At 73.7% G+C, this 13,840-nt stretch carries 12 protein-coding genes and 1 riboswitch; of the genes, 7 read left to right on the top strand and 5 right to left on the bottom strand.

Annotation, left to right across the window (positions count from 1 at the left end):
- Window positions 1-556 precede the first annotated feature (556 nt).
- Both cdgB and ACWD3O_RS06130 read left to right on the top strand, forming a co-directional pair.
- Window positions 557-2,488 carry a diguanylate cyclase CdgB gene (gene cdgB, locus ACWD3O_RS06135; RefSeq protein ID WP_451414982.1) on the top strand — a complete coding sequence of 644 codons (1,932 nt, stop codon included), beginning with the start codon at window positions 557-559 and terminating at the stop codon, window positions 2,486-2,488.
- A gap of 128 nt (window positions 2,489-2,616) precedes the next feature.
- Complete coding sequence (locus ACWD3O_RS06130) at window positions 2,617-3,588, top strand: carbohydrate-binding protein (protein ID WP_451408390.1); 972 nt, start codon at window positions 2,617-2,619, stop codon at window positions 3,586-3,588.
- Window positions 3,589-3,730: 142 nt separating this feature from the next.
- On the opposite strand, the gene ACWD3O_RS06125 is transcribed toward ACWD3O_RS06130, so the two are convergent.
- From ACWD3O_RS06125 to ACWD3O_RS06115, 3 genes are all read right to left on the bottom strand, one after another.
- A complete protein-coding gene (locus ACWD3O_RS06125; protein WP_451414981.1) occupies window positions 3,731-4,663 on the bottom strand; it encodes a 1-phosphofructokinase family hexose kinase in 933 nt (310 codons plus the stop codon).
- A gap of 173 nt (window positions 4,664-4,836) precedes the next feature.
- Window positions 4,837-6,015: an N-acetylglucosamine-6-phosphate deacetylase gene (nagA, locus tag ACWD3O_RS06120; RefSeq protein ID WP_451414980.1), complete on the bottom strand. Its 1,179-nt coding sequence runs from the start codon at window positions 6,013-6,015 to the stop codon at window positions 4,837-4,839.
- Window positions 6,012-6,992, bottom strand: coding sequence for an ROK family protein (locus ACWD3O_RS06115; RefSeq protein ID WP_451408393.1), 981 nt, complete (start codon window positions 6,990-6,992; stop codon window positions 6,012-6,014). The genes nagA and ACWD3O_RS06115 overlap by 4 nt, the downstream gene beginning before the upstream one ends.
- 109 nt (window positions 6,993-7,101) lie before the next feature.
- Between ACWD3O_RS06115 and ACWD3O_RS06110 the strand changes: the two genes are divergently transcribed.
- On the top strand, window positions 7,102-7,329 hold the full coding sequence (locus ACWD3O_RS06110; protein WP_451408394.1) for a DUF3263 domain-containing protein: 228 nt from the start codon (window positions 7,102-7,104) through the stop codon (window positions 7,327-7,329).
- A gap of 40 nt (window positions 7,330-7,369) precedes the next feature.
- Window positions 7,370-8,224: a trehalose-phosphatase gene (gene otsB / locus ACWD3O_RS06105; RefSeq protein ID WP_451408395.1), complete on the top strand. Its 855-nt coding sequence runs from the start codon at window positions 7,370-7,372 to the stop codon at window positions 8,222-8,224.
- A 176-nt stretch (window positions 8,225-8,400) separates the two neighbouring features.
- Here otsB and ACWD3O_RS06100 read toward each other — a convergent pair whose 3' ends face one another.
- Together ACWD3O_RS06100 and ACWD3O_RS06095 are read right to left on the bottom strand one after the other, a co-directional pair.
- Window positions 8,401-9,831: an alpha,alpha-trehalose-phosphate synthase (UDP-forming) gene (locus ACWD3O_RS06100; protein ID WP_451408396.1), complete on the bottom strand. Its 1,431-nt coding sequence runs from the start codon at window positions 9,829-9,831 to the stop codon at window positions 8,401-8,403.
- Window positions 9,832-9,927: 96 nt separating this feature from the next.
- Window positions 9,928-10,872, bottom strand: a complete 945-nt coding sequence (locus ACWD3O_RS06095) for a glucosyl-3-phosphoglycerate synthase (RefSeq protein ID WP_356130064.1) — start codon at window positions 10,870-10,872, stop codon at window positions 9,928-9,930.
- 211 nt (window positions 10,873-11,083) lie between these two features.
- A riboswitch (SAM riboswitch) is annotated at window positions 11,084-11,223 on the top strand.
- An 18-nt stretch (window positions 11,224-11,241) separates the two neighbouring features.
- Between ACWD3O_RS06095 and thrC the strand changes: the two genes are divergently transcribed.
- From thrC to ACWD3O_RS06080, 3 genes are all read left to right on the top strand, one after another.
- Window positions 11,242-12,543, top strand: a complete 1,302-nt coding sequence (gene thrC / locus ACWD3O_RS06090; RefSeq protein ID WP_451408397.1) for a threonine synthase — start codon at window positions 11,242-11,244, stop codon at window positions 12,541-12,543.
- Window positions 12,544-12,598: 55 nt separating this feature from the next.
- Complete coding sequence (locus ACWD3O_RS06085; RefSeq protein ID WP_451408398.1) at window positions 12,599-12,877, top strand: MoaD/ThiS family protein; 279 nt, start codon at window positions 12,599-12,601, stop codon at window positions 12,875-12,877.
- Window positions 12,878-13,319: 442 nt separating this feature from the next.
- Complete coding sequence (locus ACWD3O_RS06080; protein ID WP_009339379.1) at window positions 13,320-13,523, top strand: cold-shock protein; 204 nt, start codon at window positions 13,320-13,322, stop codon at window positions 13,521-13,523.
- The last annotated feature ends 317 nt before the right edge of the window (window positions 13,524-13,840 follow it).

Below are 13,840 nucleotides of genomic sequence, written 5' to 3'. Positions count from 1 at the left end.
GTTCACCGCGCTCGGGCCTTGGTCCACCGCTCGCGGGTCCGGGCCCTGCGCTCCCGGACCTTGGTCGACCGCGCGCGGGCCCGGGTTCCCGGCTCCCGGACCGTGGTCCACCACGCGTGGACCTGGGTTCACCGCGCTCGGGCCTTGGTCCACCGCTCGCGGGTCCGGGCCCTGCGCTCCCGGACCTTGGTCGACCGCGCGCGGGCCCGGGTTCCCGGCTCCCGGGTCTGGGTCCCCGGCCCGGGGACCGCTTCGGAGCGCCGTGGCCGTCCCGTCGGTCCCGTCCCTCCCACCGGTCCCACGGGTCCCACCGACCCCAGACCTCTCGTCCCGCCCCAACCGCCCCCGCCCGCCGCGGAATTCCGAAAGGTTCGCCATCGTTGTCCCCACGTTGTCCCCGTTTCCCGTGATACATGTGACTTGACTCACAGCGTGAGAAATTTGCTGACCCTGCGTACCGGTGGGGCAGCGCGCTGTGATTCAGTGGCGTGGAAGCTGCACGAGTACGCCGAAGACAACCCTTGATTCGCTGCGAGGTCTCGGGGGGAGGGCGAGCATGGAGACCGAGTCGGAACCGTATGTCCGCCTTGCGACTCTGCGGCAGCTGCATCAGCTGATGGCGCGGATGAACACGGCGCGCAGCCTGGCCGACACCCTGCAGACCGTGGCCGACGGGCTGGTCGAGGGCCTGGGCTGGGAGCTCGCCTGCGTCAACCTGGTCCGCCCGGACCGGAGCGACCTCGTGGTCGCCGCCGTCGCGGGCAACACGGCCGCGGAGGCGCTGCTCACCGGCCGGTCCGGCTCCCGCGACTCCTGGGACCGGCGCCTGCTGATGGGCGAGGCCTGGGGCGCGCTCCGCTTCATCCCGCACACCGAGGTCTGGGAACTCCAGGACGACGTCCCGACCTGGCACACCGCCGGCCCGCTGCCCCGCTTCGAGGACGAGTGGCACCCCGACGACCAGCTGATCGCGCCGATGTACGCGCCCGGCACCCTGGACCGCGGGGTGGAGCCCGAGCTGATCGGCGTGATCTCGGTGGACCGGCCGCGCAACGGACGCCGCCCCGGCGCCTGGGGCCGTGAGGCGCTGGAGACGTACGCCTTCCACGCCGCGATCGCCATAGCCAACGCGCGGCTGCGCTCCAACATGCAGCGCGCCCTGGTCCGCCTGGAGCGCGACCAGCAGGCGCTGCGGGCCAGCGAGGAGAGCTTCCGGCAGGCCTTCGAGTACGCCCCGTCCGGCATGGCCATCGCCGACATGGGCTGCGGCGACCAGCACGGCCGGATACTGCGCACCAACGACGCCCTCTGCCGGCTGCTGGGCCGCCCCTCCACCATGCTCTGCAAGCAGTCCTTCGAGCAGCTGGTCCACCCCGAGGACGCCGAGACGCTGCGCCGGACCTACGCCGACGGCGGCCGGGCCGAGCTGCGGCTGGCCCGGCGGGACGGCAGCTTCGTGTGGGTGTCGCTGCGCAACTCGGTGGTCGCCGACGCCGCCGACGGGCCGCGGTTCCTGCTCAGCCACGTCGAGGACATCGAGGAGCGCAAGCGCCGGGAGCTGGCGCTCGCCCACCGCGCCTCGCACGACTCCCTCACCGGCCTGCCGAACTCCGCGGAGCTGCGGGCCCGGCTGAGCGCCCGGCTCTGCGACCGGCCCTACGCGCTGGACACCGCGGGGTCCCGGCTGGCCGGCGTGGTCGAGTCGCTCGACGCCGCCTACGGCGACGAGCCCGTCGAGACGGGTGTGCACGAGGTGGGCATCTACGGGACGGGCGCCTACGGGACCGGCGCCTACGGGACAGGCGCCTACGGGACAGGCGCCTACGGGACGGGCGGCTACGAGGCGGGTGCCTCCGGGGCGGGTTCCTACGAGGCGGCCTACGACAGCGGCGTGTACCGCGACCTGCCGTTCGAGCACGGCCAGGAGAGCGGCGGCTCGGGCCTGACCGCCTACGAGCACGGCGGCGGCGCGGACCCGTTCGAGGGCATGGGGCACAGCCGCGCCCCCGTGCCGGTCGACCCCTACGGCATCGTCCGCGAGCCCCGGCACGTGCACACGGTCGCCCCGCGGGACGCGCGGGACGACGGGGCGAAGGGGCTGGCGGTCCTCTTCTGCGACCTCGACGGCTTCAAGGGCATCAACGACCGTTTCGGCCACAACGCCGGCGACGCGGTGCTGATCGAGGTGGCCCGCCGCCTCAGCCAGGGCGTCCGCGACGGCGACACGGTGGCCCGGCTCGGCGGCGACGAGTTCGTGGTGCTCGCCGACGGCCTCGGCCGGAGCGACGCCGAGGACCTCGCGGTGCGGCTGCGCAACGAGATCGTGCAGCCCATCACGGTCGACGGCCGCGACATGAGGGTCGGCGCCAGCTTCGGGATCGGCTGGGCGCACTGCGGAATGACGGCGGAGGAAGTGCTGAAATCCGCCGACGAACGGATGTACGTGCAGAAACGATCACGTCCGAAAACTCACAGACGTGCCGGTTGAGTCGCAGGTCAGCGCCCCGTCATCTCCCGGTGGGATCTGTGTCACCCACTCGGGCTACAAACACCGGGTACGCTCGCAAGACATCACCTGTCGCACCTGACCCCGCACCTGTTGAGGAGTACCAAGGGATGACGTCCGGCAACAACGGCGCCAGTACGCCCGAGGACGACGACCCGTTCGGCTACCTCTACGCCGACGGGCAGGCCAACGGGGCCCAGCCGCCCTCCGGGGGCGGCTACGGCTACCCGAACTCGGTCAACCGTGTGCGGGCCGTCGGCGAGCGCCGGTACGGCGCCCAGCAGACGGTGCAGCAGCCCGTGCCGCCCGCCGGCCCGGGCTACGGCCGTCCGAACCCCCACTACCAGGCCCCCGAGACGACCGCCCTCGGCTCCGTCGGAGTGCCCGGCGGCCCCGCGGCCCCCGGCCACCGCTCCCACGGTGGCGGCGGCGGGCGCGGACGCGGTCCCAACACCAAGGGCCTGATGATCGGCGCGGTGGCCGTGGTCGCCGCCGTGGTCGTGGGCATCACCATCGCGATGACCGGTGGCGACGACACCGACAACGGCGCGGACGGCGGCCCGTCGCCGGAGGTCACCAGCATGGAGAAGCCGACCAAGGCCGCCGACGACGGCAAGGACAAGAAGCAGTCCGAGTTCGACCCGGTCAGGATCGACGCGGCCTCGCTCTCCACCGGCCTGGCCGGCGGCGCCGTCACCGCGAGCGACGTCCCGGGTGCCGGTTCCGAGGGCGGCACCTACGTGGGCGGCCTCACCACGCCCGGTTCCTCGGTGACCTGGACGGTCAACGGCGTGCTGGAGGGCGGGCAGTACACCCTCTTCACGTACTACGGCGTCCCCGGCGAGGACACCAAGGGCACGCTGACCGTCAACGACGGGACGCCGGCCGACCTCAACATGAAGAACCACGCGCGCGCCGAGAAGGGCGACTGGGCCAAGGGCTGGACGTACACCTACAACTACGTCGAGCTGAACAAGGGCACCAACACGGTCACCCTGTCCTGCCCCAGCGGCTGCAACGCCAACCTCGCCCAGTTCGGCCTGGTCAAGGGCCAGGTCGCGGACGAGCCCAAGTTCTCCTGAGGCACCGCCCGCTCCGCCCGCACGGCCCGCTCCGCCCGCACGGCCCGCTCCGCCCGCTCCGCCCGCACGGCCCGCTCCGCCCGCTCCGCCCGCACGGCCCGAAGCCTCCGCACGGTTCGGGCCGCTCGGGCCGCCCGCGGCGTCAGCCCGTCGGCGCCGCCTCGGCGACCCTGACCCGGCCGAGCAGGTCCTCGTAGAGCGCCCGGTCGAACTCGCCGGCCGCGGGCGCGGCCACGGTGGCCGCCGAGAGGGCGGTCGCCCGGGCCAGCCGCTCGGGCCAGGCCAGCTCCTCCACCAGCCCGGACAGCAGACCGGCGACCGCCGAATCCCCGGCCCCGGCCGGATTGCCGCGCAGCGGCCACGGCGGGACGGCCCGCCAGTGGCCCTCCGGCCCGACGGCCAGCAGCCCCTGGGCGCCCAGGGAGGCCACCACGGTCCGCGCGCCGCGCCGCCGGGCGTCGCGGGCCGCCTGCGGGGCGTCGTGCGAGCCGGTCAGTTCGGCCAGTTCCCCGGCGTTGGGCTTCACCAGGTCGGGCCGGGCGGCCACCCCGCGCCGCAGCGGCTCGCCGGAGGTGTCCAGCAGGACGGGCACCCCCGCCGCCCGCGCCTCACGCACCAGGTGCGCGTACGCGCCCACCGGCACGCCCGGCGGCAGACTGCCGCAGAGGGCGACCGCCCGCGCGCCGGGCAGCAGGTCCCGGTAGGCGACCTGGAAGGCCGCCCACTCGGCCGCGGTGACCGCCGGGCCGGGCTCGTTGAACAGCGTGGTGTCGTCGGCGGCCGGTTCGACCACCGCCACGGTGCGGCGGGTGCTGCCCGCCACCGGCGTCAGCGCGTCCTCCAGCGGGCCCGCCGTGCACGCCAGCAGGTCCCGCACGACGCGGCCGGTCGGACCCCCGGCGAAACCGGCGACGGTGACCCGGTGCCCGAGTGCGGCGAGCACCCGGGCGACGTTGACGCCCTTGCCGCCCGGCCGTTCCGCGACCTCCGACACCCGGTGACCGGTGCGCGGACGGAGTGCCGGGACCCGGTAGGTGATGTCGAGCGCGGCGTTCAGCGTGACCGTGAGGATCATCCGGTCCGCCTCCCCCCGATGATGCGCCAGCTGTCGAACGCGACCGGGTTCCGGCCGCCCTTTCTGGTCCGATCATGCCAAACGAGGAGGCGGGGGCCCAGAGTCGGTACAGGCGCGGTCCCGGTGACGGTCCGTCCGGTGCGCGCGGTGCGGCGTCTTCGCCCGGCGCGGCGTCACCGCCGGCGCGGATCGACCACCCAGGCCCCCTTGCGCATCACCCCGCGCAGCGCGAACTCCGCGTCCAGCACGACGAGGTCGGCGTCCTTGCCGGGTTCCAGCGAGCCGATCCGGTCGTCCAGGCCGAGCAGCCGGGCGGGCGTCGAGGAGATGGCCGCGACCACCTCCTCCACCGGCAGGCCGTCCTCCGTGACGGCCCGTCGGAAGGCGCGGTCCAGGGTGAGCGTGGAGCCGGCGATGGAACCGCCCTCGGTCAGCCGGGCCACGCCGTCGACCACGTCCACCTCCAGCGGGCCCAGCAGGTAGCGGCCGTCGCCGAACCCGGCGGCGTCCATCGCGTCGGTGATCAACGCGACCCGGCGTCCGCCCGCGTGACGGAACGCCAGGCCCAGCGCGCCCGGGTGGAGGTGCACGCCGTCGTCGATCAGCTCCACGGTGACCCGCTCGTCCTCCAGCAGGGCGGTGACCGGGCCCGGGGCGCGATGGCCCAGCGGGGGCATCGCGTTGAAGAGGTGCGTGGCGACGGTCGCGCCCGCGTCCACGGCCTCGACGGTCTGCTCGTAGGTCGCGTCGGTGTGGCCGACCGCGGCGATCACGCCCATCTCGCTCAGCATCCGCACCGACTCGATCCCGCCGGGGAGTTCGGCGGCCAGGGTGACCATCCGGGCCTGCCCGCGCGCCGCCTCCACCAGCTTGCGGACCTCCGACGGGTCGGGGTGGCGCAGCAGTTCCTCGGAGTGGGCGCCCTTGCGGCAGGGGGAGATGAACGGGCCCTCGAAGTGGACGCCGGCGATCTCGCCGTCCTCGGCGAGCTCGGAGAGCAGGCCGGCGCGGCGGGCCAGGGAGTCCAGGTCGCCGGTGACGGTGGAGGCCACCAGGGTGGTGGTGCCGTGCGCGCGGTGGGTGTGGACTCCGCGCAGGACCTCCTCGACGGTGCCGGAGGTGAACGAGGCCCCGCCGCCGCCGTGGTTGTGGATGTCCACGAAGCCGGGGACGACCCAGCAGCCGGTCAGGTCGATCTCGGTGGCGGGCGCGTCCGCGGGCACGGCGGCCGGGTCGGCGAGGCGGTCGCCCTCGACGACCACGCGGCCGCCGGGGACGGTGCCGCCGGGCAGCACGACCCGGGCGCCGGTGAGGACCGTGCGGGAGCCGGCGGGATCGGTGGACGTCGTCATGGGGCGGGCACCTCCGGGGTGGGGGAGTGGGGGCCGGCGGCCCGCGGGGCGCCGGCGTCGGTGGCGAGCAGGTCCCAGGCGAGGAGGCCGGCGCCCAGGCAGCCCGCCGAGTCGCCGAGGGCGGCGGGGACGATCTCGGGCGGCTGCTGGAAGGTGATCCGCGAGGCCACCGCCTCACGCAGCGGGGCGAACAGGGTCTCCCCGGCCTCGGCGAGGCCGCCGCCGATGATCAGGCGCTGCGGGTCGAGCAGGGTGAGGCCGGTGACCAGGCCGTCGGCGAGGGCGTCCACCGCCTCCTGCCAGACCTCCTGGGCGCGCTTGTCGCCGCGGGTCACCGCCTCGGCGCAGTCCGCGGCGTCCGCCCGCGGGTCCCCGCAGGCCAGGGACCAGGCCTCGCCGACCGCGGAGGCGGAGGCGTACCGCTCCAGGCACCCGCGCTGACCGCAGGGACAGGGCGCGCCGCCGGGGCGCACGACGACGTGGCCGATCTCGCCCGCGTTGCCGTGGGCGCCCGCCTCCACCCGGCCGCCGATCCCGATGGCGCCCGCGATCCCGGTGCCGAGGGCGACGAACAGGAAGCGGTCCGCGCCGCGGCCCGCCCCGGCACGGCCCTCGGCGAGGCCGCCGGAGCGCACGTCGTGGCCGACCGCCACCGGGATGCCGTGCAGCCGCTCGCCGATCAGGGTGCGCAGCGGGACGTCCCGCCAGCCGAGGTTGGCCGCGTAGACGGCGACGCCGCGTGCGGAGTCGACGATGCCGGGGACGGCGATACCGACCGCCGCGGCGCCCCGGCCGAGGAGGGCCTCGCCCTCGGCGTGCAGGTCCGCGGCGAACCCGAGGATGTCGTCGACGACGGCCTCGGGACCGCGGTGCCGGCCGGTGGCCCGGCGGGCCTGGTGCAGCAGACGGCCGTCGGGGTCGACCAGGGCGGCCTTCATCCCCGTGCCGCCCACATCGAGGGCGATGACGTGATTCACCCGACCAGTCTGGCGGGTGGGCCGAGAAAGGTCTAGTCCACTTGCGGGAGGGAGTGACGAGGGAACCCGCGGGAGCCGGACGTCGGAGGCAGCGGTTACGGTGCTGGACATGGACGAGCTCAGCCGCAGGGAACGGGACGTGCTCGCGCTGGAACGGCGCGGATTCGCGGGGCCCGGCGCGAAGGAGCGGGCGATCCGCGAGGAGCTGGGACTGGCCCCCGTGCGGTACTACCAGCTGCTCAACGCGCTGCTGGACGACCCGCGGGCGCTGGCCCACGACCCGGTGACCGTCAACCGGTTGCGCCGGATCCGGGACAGCCGCCGCGCGGAACGCTGAGCGGGGGGTTGACCGCGGGCCGCGCGGTTATGGTCCCGATATGGGCAGCGACCAGAACGACATGCAGGGGCTCCCGGAGCCGGTGACGGCGGCCGGGCGGGACGGGCTCGCGGCGATCCTCGCGGCGCCGGAACGGGCCGTGATCGCACTGGACTTCGACGGCACGCTCGCGCCGATCGTGCCGGACCCGGACCTCGCCAGGGCGCATCCCGGCGCGGTGCCGGCGCTGGCGGCGCTGGCGCCCAAGGTGGCGGCGGTGGCGGTGATCACCGGGCGGCCGGCCGAGGTGGCGGTGCGCAACGGCGGCTTCGCCGGGGTGGACGGGCTGGACCACCTGGTGGTGCTCGGCCACTACGGCGCGGAGCGGTGGGACGCGGCCACCGGGAAGGTCACGGCGCCGGACCCGCACCCCGGGGTGGAGGCGGTGCGGCGGGAGTTCCCCGAGGTGCTGGCCTCGGTCCCTCGGTCGAGGGGGACGTGGATCGAGGACAAGGGGCACGCGCTGGCCGCGCACACGCGGCGGGCGGAGGACCCCGAGGCCGCCTTCGCGGCGCTGCGGGAGCCGCTGGCGGACCTGGCCGCGCGGCACGGGCTGATCGTGGAGCCGGGGCGGATGGTGCTGGAGCTGCGGCCGCCGGGGATGGACAAGGGGGTCGCGCTGCGGGGGTACCTGCGGGACGTGGGGGCGGGAGCGGTGCTGTACGCCGGGGACGACCTGGGGGACGTTCCCGCGTTCGAGGCGGTCGCGGGGCTGCGGGGGGAGGGGGTGCCGGGGGTGCTGGTCTGCAGCGCGAACGAGGAGGTCCGCGCGCTCGCCGACCGCGCGGACCTCGTCGTCCCCGACCCCGCCGCCGTCGTCCACCTCCTCCACACCCTCGCCGACCACCTCCCCTGACCGCGGCCCGGGCGCGGCGCGGCTTCCGCGGCGTGCGTGGCTTCCCCGGTCGTACGGGTCCCGCCGTGCGCGTGACCCGTACCACCGCGGCGCTGCGGAAGCCCACCCGTGCCGCCCAGCGGCACGACGGCCCGCAGGGGGGCGGGACCGGTTCACCGCGTGGGCCGGTGGGCGGGTCAGTGGGGAGTGGTGGTGAGGGCGTGGAGCTGGTCGAGGAACCACTTGGTCGGAGGGGTGGCCGTGGCGGCCGCCACCAACCGCTTCGTCCGCTCGGCCCGCTCCCCCGCCGGCATGGTCAGCCCCTCGTGCAGCGCCCGGGCCGTGGCGTTCACGTCGTACGGGTGGACCGTGATCGCGTCGTCGCCCATCTCCTCGTGCGCCCCCGCCTCCCGGGAGAGGACCAGCGCGCAGCCGTTCTCGGCGAGCACCGGGACCTCCTTGGCGACCAGGTTCATGCCGTCGCGGATCGGGTTGACCAGCGCCACGTCGGCCAGCCGGTACGCCGCCAGCGACCGCGCGAAGTCGTCCTTGAGGTTGAGCACGACCGGCGTCCAGTACGGCGTGCCGTACTCCGCGTTGATCTCCTCGGCGACCCGCGCGACCTCCGCCGTGTAGTCGCGGTAGACGGCGAGGTCCTGCCGCGACGGGTAGGCGAAGGCGACGTGGACGACCCGGTCGCACCACTCGGGGTGGTCGTCCAGGAGCTGCCGGAAGGCGTGCAGGCCGCGGACGATGTTCTTGGACAGCTCGGTGCGGTCGACCCGCACGATCGTCTTCCTGAGGTTGCCGTCCGGGTCGTCGCCGATCTCGGCGCGCAGTTCGGCGACCCGCTGGTCGACGTCGGCCCGGTGGCCCCGCTCCCGCAGGAAGTCGGCGTCCGCGCCCAGTCCGTGCACGCCGATCCGGGTGTCGCCGACGCCGCCCACCACCGCGTCGGCGCAGGCGGTGAAGGCGTCGGCCCAGCGCTGGGTGAGGAAGCCCAGCCGGTCGGCGCCCAGCATGCCGCGCAGGACGGACTCCGCGACGTCGTCGGGCAGCAGCCGGAAGTACTCCGGCGGGGCCCACGGGGTGTGCGAGAAGTGCCCGATGCGCAGGTCGGGGCGGAGTTCGCGGAGCATGCCGGGGGCGAGCGTCAGGTGGTAGTCCTGCACCAGCACCGCCGCGCCCTCGGCGGCCTCCTCCGCCAGCGCCTCGGCGAAGGACCGGTTGAACTCCTGGTAGGCGGCCCACTGGAGCCGGAACTCGCTGTCGAAGACGGGCTCGAGCGGGGTCTGGTACAGCATGTGGTGCACGAACCAGAGCGTCGAGTTGGCGATGCCGTTGTACGCGGCGTCGTGGGTCTCGGCGGAGATGTCCAGCATCTTCACGCCCGGCTCGGACACCCCGCGGTGGACCGCCTCCCGGTCGCCGTCGCTCAGCGCCGAGCAGACCCACAGCGCGCCGGCGTCCGGGCCGATCGCGGAGAGCCCCGAGACCACACCTCCGCCGCCGCGGCGTGAGACCAGCGAGCCGTCCTCGGCGACCGAGTACGAGACCGGTCCGCGGTTGGAGGCGACCAGCACCTGGGGAGCGGGGGAAGCTGTGGCGGAAGTTTCGGGGGAACCCATACGCGTCACCTAGCCCGGAGGGGAAAAGTCCAAACGTCGCCGGCCGTCGCGGCGGCGCCCGGCCCGGAGGCGGGGCGCTGCGCCGAACGGGTGAGGTCAGGCCACCTCGCGGGACCGGTACTCGACGATCTCGGTCATCGGCGGCCGTTCCAGGGTGTCCACCGCGTGGGTCCGCGGCGTGAAGCCCTCCTCGGTGCGCTCGAACTGGGTCATCAGCGGCCGGACCATCTGTCCGCGCGCCAGCCGGAGCTGGGCGGTGCGGTAGATGGTGGCGGCCATCCGCCCCAGGGCCTGGCTGTCCTGGTTGCGGTGCTTGCGGACGCCGACGTCGACCTGGGCGAGGGCGTCCAGCCCCACGGTGTGCAGGGCGTCGATCAGCATGGCCAGCTCCACGCCGTAGCCGACCGGGAAGGGCAGCCGCTCCAGCAGCGACCGCCGGGCCGCGTACTCGCCGCCCAGCGGCTGCACGAAGCCGGCCAGCTGCGGCCAGTGCAGGTTGATCAGCGGGCGGGCCATCAGCTCGGTGACCCGGCCGCCCTGGCCGGCCTCGGTGCCGAGCGGACGGTCGTACATCGCCTTGACCAGCGATATCTGGGGGTCGGTGAGCAGGGGGCCCACCGTGCCCGTGACGAAGTCGGAGGAGAAGTCCCGCAGGTCGGAGTCGATGAAGCACACGATGTCGCCGCCGGTGACCAGCAGCGAGCGCCAGAGCACCTCCCCCTTGCCGCGGACGGCGGGGACGCGGGGCAGGATGACGTCCCGGTGCACCACCCGGGCGCCCGCGGCGGCGGCCACCTCGGAGGTGCGGTCCGTGGACCCGGAGTCGACGACCACGAGCTCGTCCACCAGGGGAACCTCCTCGATCAGGTCCCTGCGGATCGTGGCGACGATGTCGCCGACCGTGGCCTCTTCGTTGAGCGCCGGCAGCACGACGGAGACCGTCGAACCGCACTGGCGTTTCGCGGCGAGGATCTGGTGGAGCGGGCGATCGGTCACATGCCAGGAGCGTGTGCCCAGCCAGCTTTCGACTTCTTCCAGCACAGTCAGCGGCTCCTCACTGTGTCCGACCACCTGCCGTGCGGCGGGCGGCCCGTCTCGCGTTCCGGACGACTCTCTCAACTGTCCTGGCCTTCGGTTACAGTCTTGAACATCACCGGTGACCACCGCATGTCGGGGGTCGGGTTCGCTCGACCGGTGGTTACGGGTCCCCTCGCCGGGGCCCGCTCAAAACAATCGAAGAACAACAGAAGAACGCTCATCCAGAGGGGCAGAGGGATACGGCCCGATGAAGCCCCGGCAACCCTCCAGCCGTGCCCGCGATCACGCGAGGCCCCGGCTAGGGAAGGTGCCAAATCCGTCTCACGGCGAAGACGCCGCTGAGGAAGATGAGGAGAAAGGGCCTCGCCACTCATGGCTGTACAGACCGTCACGACCGCTTCCGCGTCCACGACGACCTCCGCCGCCCCCGTCGATCTCGGCCCCGCGACCGCGCTCTCGTGTCGCGAGTGCGGCCACCGCGTCCCGCTCGGCCCCGTCTTCGCCTGCGAGGAATGCTTCGGGCCCCTCGAGATCGCCTACGACTACTCCTCCTACGAGGCCGAGGAGCTCCGCCGCCGCATCGAGGCCGGCCCCAGCAACATCTGGCGTTACGCCCCGCTGCTGCCCGTGCCCGCGGACGTCGCCGGGAAGCCCAACCTGAACCCGGGCTGGACGAAGCTGGTGAAGGCCGACAACCTCGCCCGCGAGCTGGGCGTCACCGGCGGCCTGTACGTGAAGGACGACTCCGGCAACCCGACGCACTCCTTCAAGGACCGTGTGGTCGCCCAGGCCCTCGAGGCGGCCCGCGCCTTCGGCTTCACCACGCTCTCCTGCTCCTCCACCGGAAACCTGGCCGGCGCCGTCGGCGCGGCCGCCGCCCGGGCCGGCTTCCGGTCCTGCGTGTTCATCCCGCACGACCTGGAGCAGGGCAAGGTCGTCATGGCCGCGGTCTACGGCGGCGAGCTCGTCGGCATCGAGGGCAACTACGACGACGTGAACCGTTTCTGCTCCGAGCTGATCGGCGACCCGGCCGGCGAGGGCTGGGGCTTCGTCAACGTCAACCTGCGGCCCTACTACGGCGAGGGCTCGAAGACGCTGGCGTTCGAGATCTGCGAGCAGCTCGGCTGGCAGCTGCCGGACCAGCTGGTGATCCCGATCGCCTCCGGCTCGCAGTTCACCAAGATCGACAAGGGTCTGAAGGAGCTGATCCAGCTCGGCCTGGTCGAGGACAAGCCGTACAAGCTCTTCGGCGCCCAGGCCTCCGGCTGCTCCCCGGTCTCGGTCGCCTACAAGGCCGGGCACGACGTGGTCCGCCCGCAGAAGCCGGACACCATCGCCAAGTCGCTGGCCATCGGCAACCCGGCCGACGGTCCCTACGTGCTGGACATCGCCCGCCGCACCGGTGGCGCGGTGGAGGACGTCACGGACGAGGAGGTCGTGGCCGGCATCCGGCTGCTGGCCCGCACCGAGGGCATCTTCGCCGAGACGGCGGGCGGCGTGACCGTCGGCGTGACGCGCAAGCTGATCGAGAACGGGCTGCTGGACCCGACGCTCACCACCGTCGTCCTCAACACCGGTGACGGCCTCAAGACGCTGGACGCGGTCGCCGACCAGGGACTGACCGCCACCATCCGTCCCAGCCTCGACTCCTTCCGTGAGGCCGGCCTCGCCTGACCTCCGCCCCGCCAGCCCCGTACCCAGCCTCACCGTGACCGGAGGTCAGACCCCCATGAGCGTGACCGTTCGCATCCCGACCATTCTCCGCACCTACACCGGCGGCCAGGCCGAGGTGAGCGCCGAGGGCGCGACCCTGGGCGAGGTCATCGCCGACCTGGAGAAGAACCACACCGGCATCGCCGCCCGCGTCCTCGACGACCAGGGCAAGCTGCGGCGCTTCGTCAACGTCTACGTCAACGACGACGACGTGCGGTTCGAGCAGGGACTGGAGACCGCCACCCCCGCGGGCGGCAGCGTTTCCATCATTCCCGCGGTGGCCGGCGGCGCCTGATCGCTTTCGCTTTACCCGCGCTTTCCGTATCGCCCTCCCCCGTTCATGCCGGCGTCGCATACCGCCGCCGACAGGGGAGGGCGATTCTGCATGATTGGGCGCGGTACAGTTGGGGTACCCCGCGCCGAACTCGGGCCGGGCGTCGATGAGTTCCTGCCTCCGGCCCGACAAGATGCAGCCAAACTCCGCGGGTCCTTTGCGCGGTTCGCTCCTTCTGTCCGCCCGGACTTGCCCTGAATTCCGGCGATTTCTCGGCATACCGCTGACCGGGCCCCACCAGAATTGTCGTCCGATTGACCTGTTGCAGAGGGCAGTTGGGCAGATACATTCAGCCGCGGTCGACGCGTTCCGGCGCACGCCCGCCGCCTGGGCGGCGGGTGAGGTCTGACCCGGATCCGCGAAGTGCGGATCTGTGCAAGGGCCAGTAATAGGGGAGTTAGGCATGGCTCAGGGCACCGTCAAGTGGTTCAACGCGGAGAAGGGGTACGGCTTCATCGCGGTCGACGGTGGTGCGGACGTCTTCGTGCACTACAGCGCGATTCAGATGGACGGCTACCGCACCCTCGAGGAAGGCCAGCGGGTCGAGTTCGAGATCTCGCAGGGCCAGAAGGGGCCGCAGGCGGACATGGTCCGTTTGGCCGGCTGAACGCAGCGACCGAACATCCTGACGTGACGTAGGGCCCGCACCCCCTCGGGGGCGCGGGCCCTACGCCGTGCCCGCGCCCCGTCGGTCCCCGCCCCCTCCCTCGATCCCCGTCCTTCCCCCTCCGTGCCTCGTCCTGCTCGGGCGTCCTCGCCGCGGCCCACGACCGGCGGCCCGCGCCCCGCGACCCACTCCCACGCGCCGCCGCGGGGACCGCTGCGGGACGGGGCCGCACCCGGCCCGCGGCGGGCCTCCCGCCGGGTGCCGGTTGCCGCCGGGACGCTGCGGATCCTCGCCGCCGTCGCCGGGCCGCTCCTCGC

This window comes from Streptomyces sp. NPDC002640 (assembly GCF_053592575.1).
This window is presented reverse-complemented; position numbering and strand designations above follow the sequence as displayed.